Raw genomic sequence first — 21,815 nt, 5'->3', positions numbered from 1 at the left:
CCAACCTTCAACCATCCAAACTAAAAAAAATGGATCACGGAAATTGAGGTGAACGGCATGGATCAATTTGAACATCATAGTGACACGAATGAAGAGTGGCACATGGACCATGCAGAAGCAGAACAAGTATTAGAGGATATAGCCTTTTACAGAACACTTATTGTAAATGTCATATTCCTTGGTAAAGAAGGGTCTGAGAACTGGGTTCTTGTCGATTGTGGTATCGGACACTATTGTAAGAGAATTATGGAAGCAGCAGAGAAGAGATATGGCAGTCAGCCCCCTAAAGCAATAATACTCACTCATGGACATTTTGATCACGTGGGATCAGCAAAGAAATTGGCTGAACAATGGGATGTACCAATCTATGTACACCCCATGGAAATGGATTATGTGACTGGAAAGCGCGACTACCCTGTAGGAGATGCTACGGTGGGAGGTGGACTGTTTTCTCTTTTGTCCCCCTTTTTTCCTACACACCAAGCAGATTTAAGCAAGTACATCTATCCTATTCCACAGGACGGTTCTCTTCCCTTTTTAGAAGACTGGCGTATTATTCATACACCTGGACATACGCCTGGGCATATCTCGCTGTTTCGTGATAAAGACCATGCGTTAATTGCTGGAGATGCCATTATTACGGTTAAACAAGAATCCAGTATGGCTGTAATCATTCAGCATCAGCACATTCATGGTCCACCTGCTTACTTTACCCACAATTGGAAGGAGGCTGAAAAATCAGTCCAGAAACTGGCCTCCTTGAATCCGAGTGTTGCCATTACCGGACACGGTCTCCCTATGGAAGGCGAGCTGTTAGCTAAACAACTCAATGAGCTGGCTTCTCATTTTAAAGAGCTGGCGATCCCTAAACATAAAAGAAAAAACCACTGATCATTCAAGGCGATCCATTATTTAGGTCGCCTTTTTAGTTGTTAATAATGTCATCGATTTTCCTTAAACCTTCTAATAACCTGGGGCTGGGCCTGCAGAACAATGATTCTTCCAACACATGGATCTGCCCATGTTTCACAGCATTCATTTCACTCCACCCCGGTCTTTTCTTAATTAGTTCAGGGTTCATTTTTTCCTCTTTCACCCCCACCCATACCATACAGATATGATCAGGATTCCGCCGCTTTACTTCCTCCCAATCCGTTTGAAAGCTCGCAGTATCTTCATTCGAAAAAACATTTACGGCACCGGCGAGCTCGCTGATTTCATTCAACCAATTAAGCCCCCCTGGTGTGAAGACTGGCTTTGGCCACCATTCCCAATACAAAGTGGGGATGCGCCCATCTTTCTTCCCTCGTTGTTTATACGATTCTATCTCATCGATGAAATCCTTCGCTTTCTTCTGTGCCGTCTCTGTAACTCCCAATTCTCTTCCTACCCGGTGTATATCTTCATAAATTTCATATAAGCTGTTAGGATTCAATATGATGTAAGGGAGATTTTTCCTCTCTAATGCTTCTATGTTTTTCTCCATACCAGGAACAGATAAAGACGCCAGCACAAGATCCGGTTTTAACTGCTCTACTTGTTCCATATCTATGGATAAGTCCGGACCCAGCTTTGGCAAGTCTGCCACTTCTTTTGGATAGTCAGAATAATTGTCGACACCAACCAACAGGTGTGCCTGCTCAAGATAGGCGACAATCTCGGTATTGCTTGGACAAATCGACACAATTCTCACAATACGGCCCCCTTTATCAGAATTATCTGATGTTTCATTTTCTTCCATTATAGCTTATATTTAAAGTATGGAAAAAGAAAGGGAGGGATGCATTCATGGCAGCAACACTCCTGGATACATCAAAGGGTATTGTAGAGTTTACATATAAAGGTGAAGGTCCGGTTGTATTATTATTAAAAGGTGGACATTCAACCAGAAATACGGACTTTTCTCATAGTAGTTTAATCTATGAAGGGTTTTCGTTACTCACAATATCCAGACCGGGTTATGATTATACTTCTCTCTCAACCGGCCAAACCCCGGAGGAATTTGCTGATACGATTGTTGAGGTTCTTGATCACTTAAACATCGATAAAGTCCGGCTGATCGCCATATCGGCTGCTGGACCTACGGGTATTGCTCTGGCAAACAAGCACCCCGATCGAGTCAGCAGATTAATCATGGAGGCAGCTTTAACCGGCCCCTGGGACAGCAGAACAAAAAAAAGGGCGGGGTTGTTCTTCGGCCCGGCAGAGCGATTGGTTTGGGGAAGCCTGAAAATTATGCTTATATTTTTTCCCGATTATGTTATGAAGCAGCTTCTTAGAGATTTAACAACCGAAGATGTAGATGATTACTTAGATAACCTTTCTCCTAATGACCGAAGATTTATCCTTGATCTGTTGTCGACGTCCCAATCCGGCAAAGGTTTTGTCACAGACCTTGAACACGAGGTGACTGGTCTCAGGAAGCTTGATATTCCTGTCCTTGGGATGTACTCCCAAAAAGATCGCAGCGTTCCTTATACACATGCATTATTGTTGAAATCTACTGTTCCCGATTGTGAAATTTATGAAGCCCAGGCGGATAGTCACTTGATTTGGATTGGAAGAGACGCTCAGAATTTATGGAAAAAACGCTTAGATTTTTTAAGTCAATCCTAATCACTCGGAGGGATCAAGATGGATGATGTGAGAAGCAATCAAATGCTGGACCGTTTTTTGACGTTTTATGACCAGGCAGCTAAAGCCCCCCATCACAAACGCTATGAGATTTGGACTGAATATTATAATTTCCCGCACACTCCCCCTGGATATCAGCAAGGTCAACTAGCCAAAGAGATGGTGGATTATGCATGGAACAAATATTCGCACGTTTATGACAAAATCCAATATTTTAATACGAGTCCTTTGGAACTAAACGAACAGGTGGACAGCATTAAGCAGATTCTTCACTGCACAACTTTTGTTGATTTAACAGTTTTATTCTTTGTAGGAACCTTTGAAACAGACCCTTTCATTATTCAGGAGAACCATCATTACACGCTATGCTTCCCCGTCGAAATAGCCTCCAGTCATACAAGACTCATTCAGGAATTAGCCCGAGTTGTTCACTGCCGTCAATCAGGACTTGCCCCCAGTCACACCCGCACGTTAGGACAATTGATTTTCCAGGAAGGTTTATCTATCCATACGACAATTGAAGTATTAGAAGAAAGCGGTCTATCTGCTGCCTCCTTGAACTGGGAAGAAGAAAGATGCAGCCGGGAGCCGAACAGAGTTATGATGAATGTCCTCCCCCATTTGCACAGGACAGATTATGAGGCGCTTTATTCCTTTACAAAAGGAACGGGAGCCTCCGGGTATGAGAAAGAAGCAAATTTCACAGGGTGGCTTGTAATTGAGCATTTGCTTGAACAAGGCCGACCGCTTTACGAATTAGCTCAAATCCAAAAGGATGAGGTCGATACAATTGTTGAGAGGGCACTGCTCTCTTTGATGAATCAGGCTTACTTAACCCAGCCTCAAGAGTGAAGCAGGAACTTTTTCATAATAGGGCTTTCATTCTTTTTGGGCATCTGTTATACTATGGTTAATTATTCGTTGTTCGATCAGATTCATGCAAGAGAAGATGTTAGGAAAGATGTCGTCTTGATGGAATTGAAAAGAGCAAGAATAGTAATACAATGTGGATTTTCCACGCAGGAGGTAATTGTACATGGTTGAAGGTACAGTAAAATGGTTTAACGCAGAAAAAGGTTTCGGATTTATTGAAGTAGAAGGTCAAGACGACGTCTTCGTACACTTCTCTGCTATTCAAGAAGAAGGTTTCAAATCCCTTGAAGAAGGTCAAGTTGTAACTTTCGAAATTGAAGAAGGTCAGCGTGGACCACAAGCAGCTAACGTTCAAAAATAAGAACGTAAAAAAACTCCCCTTTTAAAGGGGAGTTTTTTTTGTATTCTTTTCATTTTCCTTACAACATTTCCTTTAATAAAAACTTTACGAATGGTCTTTTATGATCCTCATAAAAAAAGAGCGGTAAGATCCGCTCCTTTTCTGTTAATTATTCGTCATCTTGTTCCGTTAGGATCACTGGTCCATCTTTCGTGATCGCAACGGTATGCTCGTATTGGGCGGACAATGTTCCATCCACCGTTCTCGCCGTCCAGTTGTTTTCGTCCATCTGGCTTGCCCATTCGCCGATATTAATCATTGGTTCAATTGTAATAACCATTCCTTCTTTCAGACGTGCCCCTTTTCCAGCAGCGCCGAAATGAGGAATATAAGGGTCTTCATGGATAGAGTCTCCAATGCCATGACCTGTGAAATCACGAACAACAGAATATCCTTCTCCCTCTGCATAAGACTGAATCGCATGGCCGATATCGCCGACCCGGTTTCCTGGTACTGCCTGCTCTATCCCTTTATATAAAGACGTTTTAGTGACATCCATCAGTTTTTGGGCTTCTTCACTAATCTCTCCTACCGCGTGGGTCCATGCTGAATCAGCTAGAAATCCATTTAAATTGACGACCATATCAATGGTAACGATGTCCCCTTCTTCCAGTTTTTCTTTACGTGGGAAACCGTGACAAATTTCATCGTTGATTGAAGCACAAGTCGTAAATTCATACCCCTGGTACCCTTTTTGTTCACCGGTAGCCCCTCGTTCAGATAAGTACTTCTCAACGAATTGTTCAATCTCCATAGTAGTTACACCTGGTTTAATAAAAGTACGCAGCTGTTTATGAACACTGGCGAGCAATTTTCCTGCTTCATGCATTTTTTCAATTTCTCTTTGACTTTTCCTTTTAATCATCTATAAAAATCCTCTCTTTTTTCATATTACGTATGCAGGTATCCTCTAGTATGATAACGAAAAAATGAAGGAACGACTACCCAAAACCCTTATTCGACTTCTCGAATTACTTTAGCAGGGTTCCCGCCAACAAGGACATTCGATGGCACGTCTTTCGTTACGACGGCCCCTGATCCGATAATGACATTGCTGCCGATTGTAACACCTGGATTAATGACAGCACTTCCACCAATCCATACATCATCTCCGATCGTGATCGGCCGTCCATATTCAAGGCCTTCCGCCCGCGTTTTTCTGTCCAGCGGATGTGTGGCTGTGTAGAGTTGGACATTCGGGCCAATCAACACCCTCTTTCCAATATGAATGGGGCACGCATCCAAAAAAACACAATTGAAGTTAGCAAAAAAACCTTCTCCCACATGAATATTGTATCCATAATCACAATAAAAAGGGGGTTCAAGTACCATCTCACCCTCAATCGTGCCAAATAACTCTTCAATGAGCTGCCTTCGGTAATGTTCCTCAGTATCTTTTGTATGATTGAGTGAGTTCGTAAGCTGCCTTGCACGGGAGCGTGAGAGTTTTAATTCTTCATCCCAGCACTTATAGAGTTCTCCTGCGAGCATCTTTTCTTTTTCCGTCATAATACCACCTCTAATTCGGATAGGTTCTTCCTTTACTTTACCATAGTTTTTCGCTAGTCTAGGAACAACTAAAGGAGGTTTTCTTAATGCAGGCACGTGAACTAAATGGAGCAGATGCTTCTTATTATTTTGAGTTACGTTTAGAAGCTTTATTAAACAATCCTGATGCATTTATCACTACATATGAACAGGAAAAACAGAGGGTCGACCCGATAAAAACAACAGCCGAACGGCTGGACGGGGAAGATTCCCGCACATTTGGATTATTTGTAGATAAAAAGCTTGCAGGTGTTCTTACACTGGTTCAGGAAACTCATCCAAAATTCAGGCACAAAGCTTCTATTGTGGCTATGTACATAACACCAGACCATCGACGCAGGGGAGGCGCTGAGCTGTTATTTAAGGAAACCATTCAATTTGCCAAAGCCATAGAATTAGAAGTACTGCACCTCAGTGTTGTCACGGATAACCATCCCGCCAAAAACCTATACAAAAAAATTGGGTTTGATACATACGGAGTTGAACGGAAAGCGATCAAACTCCCCAGTCGTTATTTAGACGAAGAACATATGGAACTTTTCCTATAAACGTGAAACAAATAGAAGCCCCTTTACGTAAATAGGAAAAATCATAAAAGTGGTAAAGGGTGGACATAATGATCGAAATCAATAATATTTCAAAGAGCTTCGCCGGAAAGCAGGCGGTTAAAGATCTGCAATTATCCGTACCAGACGGGAAGATTTTTGGTTTCCTCGGCCCAAACGGAGCAGGAAAATCAACGACTATAAAAATGATGACCGGGATTTTACCGATTGACAATGGCTCCATTACAATGAATGGTATTGATATATCAAAGGAGCCAATGAAAGCGAAGCATCATTTTGGATACGTACCTGATCGTTCTGACATCTTCCTCCGTTTAAAAGGAATTGAATATTTAAATTTTATCGCAGATGTTTTTGAAGTACCTAAAAGTGCTCGAAAAGAAAAAATTGAATACTTAACGAAAAGTTTCGGCATCTATGAAGCATTAAACGACCATATCCAGACCTACTCTCACGGGATGAGACAAAAAATAGTTGTAAGCGGAGTGCTTCTTCACGACCCTGATATATGGATTCTGGACGAACCACTCACGGGACTTGACCCGAAGTCCTCTTATACTCTTAAAGAGATGATGAGGGAGCATGCAGCAAAAGGAAAAATTGTGTTCTTCTCCACTCACGTTCTGGAGGTCGTAGAACAATTATGCGATGAAGTCGCCATTATTAATGATGGACATGTTCAGTTCAAAGGAAACATGTCGGAAATGAAACAGCAGTTCAAAGAAGATGACAACTTAGAACGACTGTTTCTGGAGCTTACGCAAAATGATTAAAGCATGGAAATTGATGAGAGTAATGCTTAAAATGCAATTGTCGCTTGCAGGAAAAAGCAGCATGGAAAAAGCAAGCTACCTCCTGTTTGGACTTGCGATGATTCCATTTGGAGCCCTGATTTTATTCTTTATCCAGGGACTTATAAGTAATATGTATCAGGCACTAGCCCCTTCAGGTAATGAAAGTGTTATTTTAGGTCTATTATTTGTCATGATGACCTTCTTTTTCTGCTTTGTTAGTATTGGAACCGTTCTAAGTTCTTTTTATTTTGCTGAGGATGTGGAATCATTCATAGCTCTTCCTTTTCAACCATATCAAATTTTATTTGGTAAATCGGCTGTCCCGTTTTTATCATTATATGGATTGAATTCTGTCCTTTTACTGCCATCTCTTATTTTCTATGGACTTGCCAGTAATGCTGGAGCTTTATACTACATATATGCTTTTGTAATTTGGGTGCTGATACCCGTCATACCTTTTGTATTCACATCCATCGTTCTTATGTTTATTATGCGTTTTGCAAATGTATCCAAAAATAAGGACCGGACCAAAGTGCTTGTCGGGTTACTTGGCTTTGTGTTTGCTATTGGATTTAATGTCTTAATCCGCCTTGATTCTGGAGGAGAAGGTGGAGAACTTGCTCAGTTGGTCACCGAGCAGAATGCTATGCTGCAGCTAGTAACTAAATTTTTCCCACCCGCCTTTATAAGCAGTATTGCTTTGACGGAGCCTGCTGCATTTACTGGGATCTTGTATTTCCTTCTTATGATTCTGCTGTCTGTAGGTGCTGTTATTATGTTCTTAACTGTTGGACAGCAGGTATATTTTAAAGGTGTACTTGGATTATCAGGTGGAAAACGGGGCACATTCAAAGAGAAAAATGTCCAAAAACATATCCAGGAGCAGCCTATTCTCTACAGCTTGTGGAAAAAAGAGTTAAGGATTATTTTCAGGACACCTACTTTTTTTACACAAATCGTTGTACAGAGTCTGTTTCTGCCTGTTTTTCTGATTATCCTATTAATCATTGACCCAAGTAGTCCCCTGACTGGACTTGGAGGACAAATGGAAGGAATGGAGGATAAAAAGGTAATTCTTAGTATGTTTGGGTTAACCGTTGTAGCCTTAGGTATCAACCCTGCTTCTTTCTCTTCCATCTCAAGAGACGGAAAAAGCTGGTTCAATCATCTTTATTTACCTATCCCTGCTTCCAAGGTTCTATTAAGTAAGCTTTTGGTTTCCTTTTTTATGAACGTCTTATCTTTAGTTCTCTTAAGTATAGCCGCTTTATTTATACTGGACATCCCTTTTATGATGTGGGTTTTATGGTTTATCCTCTCTCTTGTGATGAGCTGGTTCGCCAGTATAGCAGGACTGATGATTGATCTCTACAATCCAAAGTTGAATTGGACGGATGAGAGGGAAGTTTTTAAAGGCAGATTTGTCGGCCTCGTCCCGTTGGCAGTTGAAGCTGTTTTGTTCGGGGTTGTTCTTTTGTTTCTCTGGAATATGGAGGCCGTACAGGGAGCTGTTAACGTTTCTATCATACTTATTGCGCTGCTTATCCTGTTTATTGCATCTGCGCATATAGGTCTAAAACGCTTAACAAAGGCAAAATATTATAAAATTAATTAATTCGGCAGACCAGATTCGGGATGGTAGCAGAGCGCTTTGTCTGCATGCATCTCCCCCTTCCTGCCGGGACAAAATCTCAGGGGAGTCGATTGATGAACAGGAGGTTCAATTCATCCTGTACGTCATGTGATGAAAAACGACTCATATAAAAAAACATCTTAAAAATAAATATCCAGGTTCCTGCCATATCCTTGAATGATGTTCTTTGGAGAATCCCATAACAAAGTTCAACACAGCCAGAATAATAAAAAAGAGCACGGTTGGATAACCGTGCTCTTTTTTTCAGCCTCCAAAGAAAAAATCCAGAATGTTGCCTGCCTTTGAAGCTTCTTTATTATAGAATTCTGAGTACCCGCAGTTCTTGCAAAAAACTACAGTAAATTTATTGCTTTGGACATCGAGCATTTTTGAAAGGCCAGAGCCGGTCATTGCAACGTCCTTCTCACCTGCATCTGTACTCCCACACTTGATACAACCTTGACTACTCATATGAAAAACCTCCTCTTTTTTATATACGGAGCTTATTCCCTAATGAATCACTTAACAATCATTACTGGACATCTGGCCCTTTTTGCTACTTTATGGCTCACACTCCCTAAAACCATTTCCTGCAGCGTATTTAAACCTCTACTTCCAATTATTACGATATCAAAAATCCCCTCATTGGCATGTTGTACGATGGCAGGGCCGGGATTGCCATGACGAATTTCTATATGATAGGAGACGTTTTGCTCTTTGAGGATCTCTTCAATGGGATGGAGTCGCTGCTTTCGTTTTTGATCAACCAGAGCTTGATTTCCTTCACTAAGTACATCAGACTTCGATTGATCTACATCTATGACATAAATCACCGTCACCTCTCCGTCCCCCTGAAGATTTGCCAGTTCAGCTGCTCGTTCTGCTGTTCGAATAGAGTGTTCAGAACCGTCGGCTGCTAGCAATATTTTTTTATACATGTTATCCTCACCTTTCACTCTATCAACTATTTTTTCCATTTTATCACGTTCTATAAAACTAGTGTAAATAAATCCAGGACTTAACTCTATTAAAAAAAGCAGATTGAGGATATTATGGTGTAAAGTAGCGTTTTCAGAAGAAAAAATGAGAAAAAAAGTGATTTATGCGCTTACATGGGGTTATGTAAATCCCCTTATAGGTGATATAATCTGATCGTTCTTGCCGGAATTCAGTATTGTCTTGGACAGTACAATAAAAAAATTAGTAGAAAGAGGTGCGCAATTGAACACAGAAACAATTAAACAACAATGGTTTGGAAACGTAAAAAACGATGTGCTTTCAGGCATGGTTGTCGCAATGGCGCTCATCCCTGAAGCGATCGCTTTCTCTATCATCGCTGGAGTCGACCCCATGGTAGGATTGTACGCTTCCTTCTGTATCGCTGTCGTCATTGCTTTTATGGGTGGCCGCCCTGGAATGATCTCTGCTGCAACCGGAGCTATGGCGGTTCTTATGGTTACGCTTGTAAAAGATTACGGACTGGAGTATTTGTTAGCAGCCACAATTTTAACAGGAATCTTACAGTTTATATTAGGCGCTCTGAAAATAGGGCACTTTATGAAATTTATTCCAAGATCCGTTATGATTGGATTCGTTAACGCACTGGCTATCCTGATCTTCTCCTCTCAACTTGTGCATTTTGAAGGAGCAGGATTAGCCATGTATGCAATGGTTGCTGGGTCCTTGGCTATTATTTATATTCTACCGAGGTTCACAAAAGCAGTACCTGCACCACTTATCGCAATTATAGTCATGACCATCGTTGCGGTTACAACAGGTGCTGGACTGAAAACCGTGGGAGATATGGGTGAGCTTTCCAGCACACTGCCACTTTTCCTTGTTCCTGATATTCCTTTGACTTTTGAAACATTACAAATTATCTTTCCTATCTCTCTGGCATTAGCTTTTGTAGGACTACTTGAATCCTTACTGACCGCTCAAATCGTAGATGATATGACAGATACGGTCAGTGATAAAAACAAGGAAGCCCGTGGTCAGGGAGCTGCCAACGTCGTTTCCGGTTTATTCGGAGGTATGGCAGGCTGCGCGATGATTGGGCAATCTGTTATTAATGTTTCTTCAGGTGGACGTGGCCGCTTGTCTACCTTAGTCGCAGGTGTTTTTATGATGACACTCATCATTGCTTTCAATGATATACTCGTACAAATTCCTATGGCTGTTTTAGTAGGGATCATGATTATGGTTTCAATCGGTACCTTTGACTGGAGCTCTTTAACAAGACTTCACAAGACACCATTGACCGATACTGTCGTAATGATTATTACTGTTGGAACTGTAGTGAAGACACATGACCTTTCCAAAGGGGTACTGGCTGGTGTCATCTTGAGCGCGATTTTCTTCGTTGCCAAAATATCTAAAGTACACGTGGAAGAAGTATATCAAGAGAGCACAAAGAAAATGGTTTATCACGTTACAGGACAAATTTTCTTCGCCTCTACAGACAGTTTAATCAAACACTTTGATTATAGTGTAGACGCGGAAAGCGTTGAAATTGATTTTACTGACGCCCATGTGTGGGATGATTCCGCTGTTGCGGCGATAGATAAGCTGGTTATGAAATATCGCGAAAATAACACAGATGTGGAAATAGTAGGATTAAATAAAGATAGTTCACAGCTGGTCAAGAAATTAGCTGTTCACAATAAAGCTGATGCTTCTCTTTCCAATCATTAATAGAAAAAAGAGCAGGAACCTAAGTTAGGTTCCTGCTCTTTTTTTCATCCCATTCATTCCTCAACATACTGTATACGCAGGAGTCCTTCCATTCCCCTTTCACCAACAAATCTCTTCGCAGCGTTCCTTCTTTCACCATACCGATTTTCTCAAGAACATGGATGGAAGCTTTGTTTTCCGGGTTTGATATGGCCGCCACCCGCTGGAGACCGCATACTTCAAAGCAAAAACTCAGCATAAGCGTGGCTGCTTCTGTAGCAAGGCCCTTTCCCCAGTGGTCATGATGAATGATAAACCCAATTTCCCCAACCCCGTCCCAGTCCCTGATATTCATCTCTATATTCCCGACAATTTTCTTTAACTTTTTTTCGTATATTGTAAATACAAACCTTGATCGGTGCTTCTGCAGACGGTCACTTCTTACCTGCCATACAAAAAACTTACTATCCTCTACTGTATTCGGCCCCCAGGGCTGGTATTTCACAGCTTCTTCATTAGAAGCATAGGGGTGAAAAGCTGACCAATCTACTTGTAATACCTCTCTTAAATAGAGGCGTTCGCTTTCCGCAATAACACATATAGGTTCTTCTCGTTCAGCGTCCAATCTAATAGATATCTTTTTATGTGTCATATGCAGGCCAGGACCGCTTTCATCCAGGCGCCAGGGTGCTCCCGAACCATGTACGCACGCACTCCTTTAATCGTGTGTATATAAAGAAAACCGTAGCTGCCTGATAGTTCTTTATACGATAGATCATGGATGTCTTTTAAGAGCAGCGTTTCCTCTGGTGCAACAACTTTCCGCTCATACAAATATAAGTTTTCTTCATTTTCCAGGTATTGCTGCTGATTATTTTCAATCACCCGCGTCTTTATAATAATTGGATGAGAACAGATCAAACAGAATCGTCCTTTCTCTTATTTGTCATTTTCATTATATCGCACTTAGTCTTTCTATGTGTTTCACTCCCTGGAAGCGTTCCGACTTTCCTTCCCATTGTTTTTATATTAGGATGGTAAAGGTGTTTTTTTTGCACAACCTAAGACTAACTGGAGGAACTATCATGAGCAATCGTAATAAAGGAATTATTTTACTACTTATATCAGCATTTGGCTTCTCTATGATGGCTGCGCTTGTAAAGCTGTCAGGAGACGTACCGACTGTTCAAAAAACACTATTCAGGAACGTGGTTTCTGCAATCATTGCTTTTGCATTTGTACGTTATAACAAAGAGCGTCTCTTTGGAAAAAAGGAAAACCAGAAATTACTACTCTCACGCTCTGCTTTAGGAACGATAGGAATGGTTTTGTTCTTTTACGCAATCGATAATCTCGTTCTTTCCGATGCCGATATGCTAAACAAGCTGAGCCCGTTCTTACTTATCATTTTTTCAGCCATATTCCTAAAAGAAAAAGCAAGGTTGTACCAGATCATTGCTATTATCATTGCTTTTATAGGGACGTTATTTATCATTAAACCAGCGTTTTCCTTAGAGTTTATCCCTTACTTATCAGGAATATTTTCCGCAGTCTTTGCAGCAGGCGCGTATACGTTATTACGTGTCCTGGGGGATAAAGAAAAATTCTATACCATCGTGTTTTATTTCTCATTCTTTACCACAGTGACCCTGCTGCCATTCACCATTGCTTTTTATGAACCAATGAGCTTAAAGCAATGGGTCTATCTTCTGTCTGCGGGAGCGTTTGCAACTTTAGGTCAGTTCGGCCTGACCATCGCTTACAAATTTGCACCGGCCAGGGAGATATCCATATTCTTTTACTCCACTGTTGTTTATTCGGCTTTAATCAGTATCATCCTATTTAATCAAGTTCCTGATCTTTTAAGCATAATTGGTTACTTCACCATCTTCGGGGCATCGCTTTATATGTTTTTAAAAAATAACAAAGAAGCAAAGAAGAATGCCGGAGCTTCGTAAGTAAGACTCTTTATTTAAAAGATGAAGTCTTAGGAATCTACCCTTACTTCTATAATGGTGAAACATCACTACTATGCTAGATATTGAATAATAAAAAGCTGACGAATGAGCTTCGTCAGCTTTTAAATTACCCCCGTCTCATGTTTTTTAATTTAGATAAAGTTTCTTCGTATTCCTTATTCAACTCTTCTAAGTTTTGCTTTGGACCTGGTGCACTTATGCGGCTGATCAACTCTGTGAGCTTCGTCTCGAGTGTCATTCGATTATAAGCCTCATCAACAGCAGCTTTTGGTGGGTTGTTCACATATTCCTGCCATTCTATCCACGTACCTTGAAATTCTTTGAATTCTTCTTTCTCAATGATCCAGAGATGATCCGCTGTTCTTTCTATAAACATTCGATCATGAGTCACAAAAAGAACCGTTCCTGGATAATCGTTGATCAGTTGCTCTAATGCTTGAATGGCTTCTATATCCAAATGGTTGGTCGGTTCATCTAAGATCAAAATGGAGGTATTACTGACAAGCAAACGCGCTAAGGAAGCTTTCACCCTTTCTCCTCCACTTAACTGCGCAATTATTTTGTTCATATCTTCCTCGAAAAACTTCAATCGAGCTAAGATAATCCTGATGGTTGACTCTGATAATGGGCTTCCTTTACTAACATAATCATATAATTTACTAGTCAGTGGCAGGTCTTCCAGTGCCTGATGGAAATATCCAACATCATTCTGCTTCCTTAACCAGTCATCACGACGTAATAATTCGCCAATTAACGTAGACTTACCAGAGCCATTTTCACCTATTAAAGCGGTTTTCGACCCTGCTTTTAACGTCTGATTAGAAGTCCTGAACAAAAACCGCTCACCTGCAGTAATGGCTTCTTCACCCAGCTGAACAATCCTCCCCTTAAATGGTTTGTCATGCATTGCGGGATACTCCATTTTCACGTGATCCCACTCCATTGGCTTTTCAACTTTTTCTATATGATTCAGACGGTTCTCCAATGTCTTCGATACTCGTTCAACTTTTTTCTGATGGGCAGCGGCCTTATTTTTTCCGAGCTGCCATTCAGAACTGCCCATCCTTTTTGGAGGTTTTCTCATCCCTTTAGACTGCGCGCGTTTTTGAAGAATTCGTTTCTCCAGCCTTTTTTTCTCCTGAATGTAATTCCCGTGTTTCTCATACTGCTGCTTAAGTTCACGAGCTTTCTGCTGTTCGTAAAAAGTGTAGTTCCCATTATAAATGGAGATTTTCCCTTGATCCAATTCCCATATTTTATTACATGTGCGATCCAGAAACTTTCGGTCATGAGACACAATGACATAAGCTCCACTATGACGAAGAAGCTGGTCTTCAAGTTCTTCTATACGAATCCAATCTAAGTTATTTGTTGGCTCATCAAGAAATAACAGCTCCTGCTTTTCTGCAAACAAATCCTCTAATTCAGCCAATGTTTTTTCTCCCCCGCTTAGAGTAGCATCTGAACCTTCATTCAACTGCTTCATCCATCCGCAGGAAGTATACCGCTCTACATTCCGGCTACCATCAATGTCCCCCAGCAGATAACGAATCAGCAGACTCTTTCCCACCCCGTTCTTCCCTGCCAGTCCAATCTTTTCACCCTCATGAATCTTGATTTCCTTTATATTTAATAAGGAACGTTCACCAATCTCATATTTAATATTTGCAGCCTTCAGCATAAGCATAAAAAAAACCTCCCTAAGCGTTCCAGAGAGATTTTGTCTATTTCCATCACTTTTAAAAATCCAGACATACGTCAGGGATAAGAAAAAAAGCAATAGATTCCTTCTTAAAAAACTTTGTTGTTACTCCTGTAAATGAGGCTGAGCGAAAGAAGCCTTTCCCCTTAGCCCTGTACATGGATAAACAAAGAATGAATAAAAAAGGACAGACCAATCCTGTATCTGGAACGAGTAAATATCGTATTCATATACTCGTGTACAGCAGGATTAGTACTTCATTGCTTTAATCTTCAGTCCCTTCTTTTTTAGTTAGGTTTATTATATGATGGTTTTATCCGTAAAATCAAGATAATTCTGAATACATAGTCATGGAGGTTAGAAATGGGAAAAGTGATTTTATATATCGCCCAGAGTCTGGATGGGTACATAGCAAGGGAGAATGGAGAAATTGACTGGCTTTGGGACGATACAGACGAAGACTACGGCTATGAACGTCTTTATGAATCTGTAGGTACGGTTTTTTTGGGACGAAAAACTTATGAGCGGATCCTTGAATCAGCCGATGAGTTTCCTTATAAGAAGAAAGATATCTATATAGTCAGCAATGCGAAGGAAGGCAATGACCAACATGGAACCTACATACAGCCGGAACAAGTCAAGCCTCTGGTAAACATTCTAAAAGGAGAACAGAATCAAAATATATGGGTAGTTGGCGGTGCTCAATTAATTCATGAGTTTATCGAGCTCAAATTGATTGATGAATATCAACTGGTTATTCAACCCACTCTCATCGGTAAAGGGATACCTCTCTTTCAACATAGCAGCCAGGAAGAGGATCTTTCTTTAACTCATGTTCAACCTTATCCCGATGGAATGCTTCTGCTTACATACACCCGAAGAGAGATAGTGTCATAACTGCAGCAAAGATCTTTAATTAAACCCTGCTTTTTATAATCCCCACGCACAGTAGTTTTTGTATAGGGCCTGAATCTGAAAAAGGAGGAACTTCTATGTTTCCAGATAAGTTACGTAAAGGTGATGAGATCCGCGTTATTTCACCAGCTAAGAGTCTCGCTATCGTAGCCTTGGACCAGCAGAAGCTGGCTGTTGAACGATTAAATCGTTTAGGATTTCGTGTGACGTTCAGTACATATGCTCATGAAGACTCTGCCCATATATCCAATTCAATTGAACACAGAGTGAATGATTTACATGAAGCTTTTCTAGATGAGAACGTTAAAGCTATCCTGACCACCCTGGGTGGATACGACAGCAATCAATTACTGAGTTCTATTGATTTTGAAACAATCAGACAGAACCCTAAAATTTTCTGTGGTTTTTCAGATATAACTATATTGACCAACAGTATCTACAAAAAGGCAGGACTAGTAACTTACAGTGGTCCACACTTTTCTTCCTTTGGTATGGAAAAGGGCATCGACTACACTTACGAATATTTCAAAAACATTGTAACAAAGTCTGAACCTATATCAATTGAACCTGCTGAAGAGTGGAGTGATGATCTTTGGTATATCAATCAAGAAGACCGAAGATTCCACTCAAATCAAGGGTATGAAATCATTCATGAAGGATCAGCAAGCGGTACTTCCATAGGAGGGAATCTATGTACCTTTAACCTTCTGCAGGGAACGGGGTTTATGCCACCACTGGAAGAGTCCATCTTATTCCTTGAAGACGACATGCTGTCCAACCCACCGACATTCGACCGTGATCTACAGTCCTTAATTCATCAAAAAGGTTTTGAAAAGGTGAATGGCATAGTAATTGGAAGATTCCAGAAAGCTTCACAAATGGACACAAATACATTAAAAGCTATTATTCATTCTAAAAAGGAATTGGACCGAATTCCTGTCATCGCTGATGTTGATTTTGGTCACACCACTCCAAGATTCACATTTCCTATCGGAGGCAGGGTTGAGATTAAAGCGCGGGATGGCAATGCATCAATTAAGATCGTTGAACATTAAAGCAGTGATTAATGTCTGGAATACTGCCGCTTCAAACAAAACGGAATACTGAAATAGAAAAGACAGGGCTCAGCTGATCCCTGTCTTTTTATTGTTCAATCAAACAAAGGTATCCATTTCTTTTCCTAAATCTCTGCAGCTTACAGGCTCATTTTACAAAGAATCAGCTCTACACGTAACAGATCCTAATCCTTTACTAAATCATAAAGCTTGTAGACTTTTCCATTTTCAATTTGTTCAGGCTTACTAATTAAATCCATGAGCACCTCTGCCACTTTTTCCGGGGAACGAAGAGAACCTTCTTCTTTTAGTTTGCGAAACTTTTCAACGTCTGCGAAAGCTTCTTCGGATGAGGAACGAATATCTTCCTGCATCTCTGTGTCCATAACACCTGGACTGTAAGCTAATATCAGATGTTCCTGTTCTTTTTGCTCAAGAGCAAGGGTTTCTGTAAATCGATTGATAGCGGCTTTGGAGCTGCTATATGTACTCCAGCCATGGATTGTTTTTTCTGCGGCACCAGATGTTATATTGATAATTCCCATTGGGATATGATGCTTATTTGCAATAGGCAACAAATGATTCACTAATAAAATAGGGGCTGTTACATTCACCTGCATATGCTTAGTTACAGTTTCCGGATTTAATCTTCCTACAGTATCTATAGGTTCTACTACACCAGCGTTATTAATGAGGTATACGTATTCTGTTGTCTCCTCAAACACATAGCTGGAAATTGCCTTTAATCCTTCTTCTAATTGTTCAGGATCACTCAAATCACATGATACATGAGAATAACGAACACCCGCATCTTCAGCTGAAGCATTCAGCTGATCATTTTCAGAACGAGAAACCCCGATAATATTTACACCTTTTTCAATGAATTGTTTTGCAACAGCTTCCCCTAACCCCCGGGAAATCCCTGTTATAACTGCATATTGCATAAACATACCCCTCTCAATTGTACTTATTATTTGTTCTTCCCTAAGATCTATAACAAAAACGTAGGGACCCGCCCCCATTGCTTTACATGACTTCTCCCAAGCGATATGATAAACGGAGCAAATGTGTCAGTGTAAAGGAGACTCTTATGAAGTATTTTTTCCTCTTCATCATTTATTTAGCTGGCCTTGTCCTATCCAGTCTTGGTCTTGCTTTAATCATTAAATCCGGACTCGGTGTAGGGCCTGGGGATAGTATAGCTGTCGGTTTATCTATGCATTTACCTGTTACCGTCGGCAGTGTCATGATCGTTGCTTTTGTTATCCTCCTATTGGTAAACGCAAAACTGGAGAATAAACGCCCCCAATACGAGTCACTCATCCCGATCATTGTACGCGGACGAACACTTGATATTTTTCTTTATGGTTTTTTGGAAAATATGAGTTATGAATCCTGGTGGGCACAATGGGGAATTTTTACACTTGGCTTACTCGCCACAGCGATTGGTATTTCTGTTTATTTACGTACTCCATTTCCACGTATTCCGCTTGATCACTTTATGATGATCATGAATGAAAAAACGAATCAATCGAAGAGCTCCATTCGAATTTTCTCAGAGTCAGGCATGGCTCTTATCGGCTTTTTATTAGGAGCTCCTGTAGGATTCGGCACCCTAATTGTTGCCCTCCTTCTCGGACCCCTTATTCAATGGTCCTTTCAATGGGCTCGTCCAATCGCAAAGATATGGACAGAACCTGGAAAAGTTCATCAAAAAGCGTGATCCTTATGATCACGCTTTTTGTTGTCTATTCATTATCAAAAGAAAGTCGTGTTACACCTGTCTCCTCTAACTTACGACCGATTCTTTCTTCAATTTCCAGACGTTTTTCCATTTGCTCTTCCGTCATTTCACCGTCAAGCGTTCCATAAAGTTCTGTCATTTCTTTTTGAGCTAACTTTTCAACCAGCTTATCCCAAAAGCTGAATTCGTCATATTCTTCTACATAAGTATCTAAAAGCTTGGATTCATAATCAACATCAAGATCATGGACTCCGATCTGTTCTTGATAGCTGATACGATCCTCAAGATTTGCTTCTTTATATTTAGACAATACAAGCTCACGGACATCTTCAAACGCTTCATCGAGCTCCATCTTTGTAGAGTTCACCATCCACGTACCTAAAAAGACTGCTTCTACCAGTGTCTCATATTGCTCTTTTGTCATTTCTAACTTAACATTTGCCAATTATCTCACTCCTTTCAATGATTTCACTAGCATTATAGCACATCCCATTAAAACACATTCATTCAAAGATTTAAAAAAGCAGCTCTGTTAAAGCCCGGTGTTGTTATTTTATATTAGGTTTGTTCAAGACTTTCCCACCAAGCTCCCACCGGAAAAGCGAGTCGGTTTCAAGTCCAGCTTTCCCATATTAGGAGTATCTGAATACTTCGGCTTCTTGTTTCCCATATAAGGGGCTTAATCACAAACAGACTTTAACAGAGCCAAAAAAATAACCGGCAGATCTAAATCTGCCGGTTCCCGTTCCTATTCTGCTATGCGAAGATTTTGGAAAGCCGAAGCGTGTGCGGGAATACGCGCATCTGTTTCGTAGCATTTTTGTAGTAACCGTGTAACAGGACCCGGCACACCGTTTCCAATCACTTGACTATCCACTTTTAAAATCGGCATTACTTCTGAAGTACTGCTTGATAAGAACAGCTCATCTGCATACATGAGATCCTCCAGTTGGAAAGGCTCCTCAATAAATTCGATGTTCTCCTGCTGACAAAAAGCTTCCACTCTCATACGTACACACCCGTGTAAAATGTTCTTTTTGGCAGGATGTGTGTAAACTTTTCCATTACGTACAAGGTAAACATTGGAAGAACTGCACTCTGTCACCTCACCATTCTTATGGAGAATGGCTTCATAACTGTCCTTCTCTTTAGCCGTTTGTTTTGCAAGAACGTTAGGAAGTAAATTTAAACTCTTAATATAACACCAATCCCATCTCACATCTTCATGGGTAATGGCTGTTACACCTTGTTTCAAATGGTCGACCGGCCTCTCCAGGTCCTTAACATACGCATAGAGGTTTGCCTCCGTACCATCAGGGAATGCGTGATCCCTCGGGGCAGACCCTCTTGTAATCTGCATATACACTTTGGCATCTGATTTTACTTCATTTTTTTCGAGGAGTTCATCCAAGCGCTTATACATCTCTTCTTTATTGAACGGCATATGAATTTTAATTGCGGCAGCTGAACGGTATAAACGTTCGATATGCTCATCTATTAAGTAATACCTTCCTTCATACACTCGAATCACTTCGTAGATCCCATCTCCAAATTGGAGACCTCTTTCTTCAAAAGGGTAGCGCAGATCATTCTGTTCAACAAATTGATTTTCTGTCAAAATGTGGTTGTAAATAGCCATCTCCTACCTCCTCAACTTACTTTTCAGGTTAACGACTAGTTTATCAGAAAAAGACCCCAAAATGGTCGATCTTTTGAAAATTGTCTCTTTTCTGTCTAAACTTATTATTCATCTTGAAATTTGGATGGTCCATGAGATATAAGCGTACCCGCATCGGTTCCTTCGCAAACTCTTTTCATAACGCCAGCCTGATCAAAATTAAAAATGTGAACCGGAATCCGGTGATCTCTAGCAAGAAGGAGTGCGGATTGATCCATGACCTGAATATTGTGAAGGAGGATATCATTATAATTCAGGGTCCCGTATAACTTAGCATCCTGATTGGTAAATGGGTCTGCTGTATACACCCCATTTACTCCCTGCTTAGCCACAAGGATGGCGTCACAGTCCAGCTCAATGGCCCGCTGTACAGCCGGGTAATCGGTCGTAACGAACGGCTGCCCATTTCCCCCCGCCAATATTAATAGATACCCTTGATTGAGATGATGCATGGCTTTCAAACGGATATATGGCTCTGCAACACTCGTTACAGGAACAGAACTCATGACTCGAACTTCCTTACTTGTTTTACTCTTTAAAACTCCCCGGAGCATCAAACTGTTAATAACCGTACCAATCGTCCCAATGTTATCCGCTTCTACACGGTCAATTCCCCACTTTTCTGCAGTCCTCCCTCGAAAGATATTACCTCCCCCGATTACAATAGCTACCTCAATCCCCCCATTTACCAAATCGAGAATTTCTGTCGCTATGTGCTCCAGGCACTCATGGTCGAAATTATCAGGACTGGAACCCTTTAATGCTCCCCCGCTGATTTTCAATAAAACTCTGGAATATCTCATTTCAGCCCCTCCTCATGCTTCTGTCTGTCCCATAAAAAGAGCATAGACAAAAGTCTATGCTCTTCAAGTAAAAAAGGAGGGAAAAAGAACAATGAATCAATCGATCAGATTCCATGGACTCCCCTCCTATTTTTGATTTATTCCGCTTTTCTTAATTTATCTTATGCAGAAGGAAGAGAAACATTTCTTATTCCACCTGGATGGTATCCTCCATCCAAGGCTGTTCATTTGGCAGAGCCTTTTTCCCTTCATTGAAGATGGGATAAAAAGATAAATGGAGTTCTTCCAAATCCAGATCATCATACTTGAAATCATCAAATTGAATATAGCGGAATGTCGTAAACGTTCCTTGTACCGATCCATTCGTTTTCCCATTGTAGGTGGTTCCATTCGAATCGACAGCTTTGACTAGAAATTCTACTTCACCCATCTCCCGACGCCAGTCTTTTTCTTCATTATTCATGATAGGATTCCGTTTGTTGTACCACATACCAAAGTAAAGCCCTTTTGCATCATTTCGGCTGTACAACTTAGTTAAATGGACATCCATATCATGGATTTGACGCGGCTTGTCTGTAAGCGGCTGGGGATGCTGTGTAGGATCTTCAACCATCGGATAGCTGCGATCATTGATTAAGGCATTCAACTCCCGATTATCTAAATAGAAGAAGATCGCCACGAGTAGAACAGCGATTAATCCGACAATAGACAGGCGGACTTTCTTCAATCGGCTCCCCCCTCTAGTAAAGGAAAATCTTACTGTCATTATACCAGATCCAAAAGCAAATCTATGAAAAAAATGGGTGGTCTTGCTATTT

General features: G+C 40.8%; 25 protein-coding genes. 12 read left to right on the top strand and 13 right to left on the bottom strand.

The genetic code is table 11. The features are described 5' to 3' along the window. The first annotated feature begins 57 nt into the window (after positions 1-57). Positions 58-891, top strand: coding sequence for an MBL fold metallo-hydrolase (locus LC036_RS00470; RefSeq protein WP_226576647.1), 834 nt, complete (start codon positions 58-60; stop codon positions 889-891). Positions 892-925: 34 nt separating this feature from the next. Here LC036_RS00470 and LC036_RS00465 read toward each other — a convergent pair whose 3' ends face one another. Beyond that, a complete protein-coding gene (locus LC036_RS00465) occupies positions 926-1,693 on the bottom strand; it encodes a cobalamin-binding protein (RefSeq protein WP_226576646.1) in 768 nt (255 codons plus the stop codon). Positions 1,694-1,788: 95 nt separating this feature from the next. Between LC036_RS00465 and LC036_RS00460 the strand changes: the two genes are divergently transcribed. From LC036_RS00460 to LC036_RS00450, 3 genes are all read left to right on the top strand, one after another. Then, positions 1,789-2,616, top strand: coding sequence for an alpha/beta fold hydrolase (locus tag LC036_RS00460; protein ID WP_226576645.1), 828 nt, complete (start codon positions 1,789-1,791; stop codon positions 2,614-2,616). Between the two features lie 18 nt (positions 2,617-2,634). Continuing rightward, positions 2,635-3,486, top strand: coding sequence for a hypothetical protein (locus LC036_RS00455; RefSeq protein WP_226576644.1), 852 nt, complete (start codon positions 2,635-2,637; stop codon positions 3,484-3,486). Between the two features lie 184 nt (positions 3,487-3,670). Beyond that, on the top strand, positions 3,671-3,868 hold the full coding sequence (locus LC036_RS00450) for a cold-shock protein (protein WP_035510016.1): 198 nt from the start codon (positions 3,671-3,673) through the stop codon (positions 3,866-3,868). A 148-nt stretch (positions 3,869-4,016) separates the two neighbouring features. Here LC036_RS00450 and map read toward each other — a convergent pair whose 3' ends face one another. Together map and LC036_RS00440 are read right to left on the bottom strand one after the other, a co-directional pair. Beyond that, a complete protein-coding gene (gene map, locus LC036_RS00445) occupies positions 4,017-4,772 on the bottom strand; it encodes a type I methionyl aminopeptidase (protein ID WP_226576643.1) in 756 nt (251 codons plus the stop codon). 89 nt (positions 4,773-4,861) lie between these two features. Beyond that, a complete protein-coding gene (locus LC036_RS00440; protein WP_226579912.1) occupies positions 4,862-5,419 on the bottom strand; it encodes a sugar O-acetyltransferase in 558 nt (185 codons plus the stop codon). An 83-nt stretch (positions 5,420-5,502) separates the two neighbouring features. On the opposite strand from LC036_RS00440, the gene LC036_RS00435 reads away from it, so the two are divergent. From LC036_RS00435 to LC036_RS00425, 3 genes are all read left to right on the top strand, one after another. Next, positions 5,503-6,003 carry a GNAT family N-acetyltransferase gene (locus LC036_RS00435; protein WP_226576641.1) on the top strand — a complete coding sequence of 167 codons (501 nt, stop codon included), beginning with the start codon at positions 5,503-5,505 and terminating at the stop codon, positions 6,001-6,003. 68 nt (positions 6,004-6,071) lie between these two features. Beyond that, complete coding sequence (locus tag LC036_RS00430; RefSeq protein WP_226576639.1) at positions 6,072-6,794, top strand: ABC transporter ATP-binding protein; 723 nt, start codon at positions 6,072-6,074, stop codon at positions 6,792-6,794. After that, the gene (locus LC036_RS00425; RefSeq protein ID WP_226576637.1) at positions 6,787-8,430 is read left to right on the top strand and encodes a putative ABC transporter permease subunit; all 1,644 of its coding nucleotides are present in this window, start codon (positions 6,787-6,789) and stop codon (positions 8,428-8,430) included. The genes LC036_RS00430 and LC036_RS00425 overlap by 8 nt, the downstream gene beginning before the upstream one ends. A gap of 282 nt (positions 8,431-8,712) precedes the next feature. On the opposite strand, the gene LC036_RS00420 is transcribed toward LC036_RS00425, so the two are convergent. Next, positions 8,713-8,919 (bottom strand): zinc ribbon domain-containing protein, encoded by a 207-nt coding sequence (locus LC036_RS00420; RefSeq protein WP_226576635.1) that lies wholly within the window; start codon positions 8,917-8,919, stop codon positions 8,713-8,715. 47 nt (positions 8,920-8,966) lie between these two features. Further along, the gene (locus LC036_RS00415; RefSeq protein WP_226576632.1) at positions 8,967-9,386 is read right to left on the bottom strand and encodes a universal stress protein; all 420 of its coding nucleotides are present in this window, start codon (positions 9,384-9,386) and stop codon (positions 8,967-8,969) included. 283 nt (positions 9,387-9,669) lie between these two features. Here LC036_RS00415 and LC036_RS00410 point away from each other — a divergent pair, with 283 nt between their 5' ends. After that, positions 9,670-11,142: a SulP family inorganic anion transporter gene (locus LC036_RS00410; protein WP_226576629.1), complete on the top strand. Its 1,473-nt coding sequence runs from the start codon at positions 9,670-9,672 to the stop codon at positions 11,140-11,142. A 19-nt stretch (positions 11,143-11,161) separates the two neighbouring features. On the opposite strand, the gene LC036_RS00405 is transcribed toward LC036_RS00410, so the two are convergent. Further along, complete coding sequence (locus tag LC036_RS00405; protein WP_226576628.1) at positions 11,162-11,773, bottom strand: GNAT family N-acetyltransferase; 612 nt, start codon at positions 11,771-11,773, stop codon at positions 11,162-11,164. Then, a complete protein-coding gene (locus tag LC036_RS00400; RefSeq protein ID WP_226576625.1) occupies positions 11,770-12,006 on the bottom strand; it encodes a hypothetical protein in 237 nt (78 codons plus the stop codon). The genes LC036_RS00405 and LC036_RS00400 overlap by 4 nt, the downstream gene beginning before the upstream one ends. Before the next feature lie 200 nt (positions 12,007-12,206). Here LC036_RS00400 and LC036_RS00395 point away from each other — a divergent pair, with 200 nt between their 5' ends. After that, positions 12,207-13,079, top strand: coding sequence for a DMT family transporter (locus LC036_RS00395; RefSeq protein ID WP_226576622.1), 873 nt, complete (start codon positions 12,207-12,209; stop codon positions 13,077-13,079). 127 nt (positions 13,080-13,206) lie between these two features. Here LC036_RS00395 and abc-f read toward each other — a convergent pair whose 3' ends face one another. Beyond that, on the bottom strand, positions 13,207-14,787 hold the full coding sequence (gene abc-f, locus LC036_RS00390) for a ribosomal protection-like ABC-F family protein (RefSeq protein ID WP_226576620.1): 1,581 nt from the start codon (positions 14,785-14,787) through the stop codon (positions 13,207-13,209). Between the two features lie 378 nt (positions 14,788-15,165). On the opposite strand from abc-f, the gene LC036_RS00385 reads away from it, so the two are divergent. Further along, entirely contained in the window at positions 15,166-15,699 is a 534-nt protein-coding gene (locus tag LC036_RS00385) for a dihydrofolate reductase family protein (protein WP_226576617.1), read from the top strand. Positions 15,700-15,794: 95 nt separating this feature from the next. Then, the gene (locus tag LC036_RS00380; RefSeq protein WP_226576614.1) at positions 15,795-16,772 is read left to right on the top strand and encodes a S66 peptidase family protein; all 978 of its coding nucleotides are present in this window, start codon (positions 15,795-15,797) and stop codon (positions 16,770-16,772) included. A gap of 185 nt (positions 16,773-16,957) precedes the next feature. Here LC036_RS00380 and LC036_RS00375 read toward each other — a convergent pair whose 3' ends face one another. Continuing rightward, positions 16,958-17,716 (bottom strand): (S)-benzoin forming benzil reductase, encoded by a 759-nt coding sequence (locus LC036_RS00375; RefSeq protein ID WP_226576613.1) that lies wholly within the window; start codon positions 17,714-17,716, stop codon positions 16,958-16,960. 146 nt (positions 17,717-17,862) lie between these two features. Between LC036_RS00375 and LC036_RS00370 the strand changes: the two genes are divergently transcribed. Next, positions 17,863-18,495 carry a YczE/YyaS/YitT family protein gene (locus LC036_RS00370; RefSeq protein ID WP_226576611.1) on the top strand — a complete coding sequence of 211 codons (633 nt, stop codon included), beginning with the start codon at positions 17,863-17,865 and terminating at the stop codon, positions 18,493-18,495. A gap of 25 nt (positions 18,496-18,520) precedes the next feature. On the opposite strand, the gene LC036_RS00365 is transcribed toward LC036_RS00370, so the two are convergent. The 4 genes from LC036_RS00365 to LC036_RS00350 all read right to left on the bottom strand — a co-directional run bounded on the left by LC036_RS00365 (position 18,521) and on the right by LC036_RS00350 (position 21,724). Then, positions 18,521-18,961: a hypothetical protein gene (locus LC036_RS00365; protein WP_226576609.1), complete on the bottom strand. Its 441-nt coding sequence runs from the start codon at positions 18,959-18,961 to the stop codon at positions 18,521-18,523. A gap of 303 nt (positions 18,962-19,264) precedes the next feature. After that, complete coding sequence (gene dat, locus LC036_RS00360; protein ID WP_226576607.1) at positions 19,265-20,155, bottom strand: D-amino-acid transaminase; 891 nt, start codon at positions 20,153-20,155, stop codon at positions 19,265-19,267. A gap of 104 nt (positions 20,156-20,259) precedes the next feature. Next, positions 20,260-20,997 (bottom strand): UMP kinase, encoded by a 738-nt coding sequence (gene pyrH / locus LC036_RS00355; protein ID WP_226576606.1) that lies wholly within the window; start codon positions 20,995-20,997, stop codon positions 20,260-20,262. Positions 20,998-21,184: 187 nt separating this feature from the next. After that, on the bottom strand, positions 21,185-21,724 hold the full coding sequence (locus tag LC036_RS00350) for a hypothetical protein (protein WP_226576604.1): 540 nt from the start codon (positions 21,722-21,724) through the stop codon (positions 21,185-21,187). Positions 21,725-21,815: the final 91 nt, after the last annotated feature.

The organism is Halobacillus litoralis, from assembly GCF_020524025.1.
GTDB classification, from domain to species: Bacteria; Bacillota; Bacilli; order Bacillales; family Halobacillaceae; genus Halobacillus; species Halobacillus litoralis_D.
The sequence above is the reverse complement of the archived record's forward strand: the minus strand, read 5'-3'. Positions and strand labels throughout refer to the sequence as shown.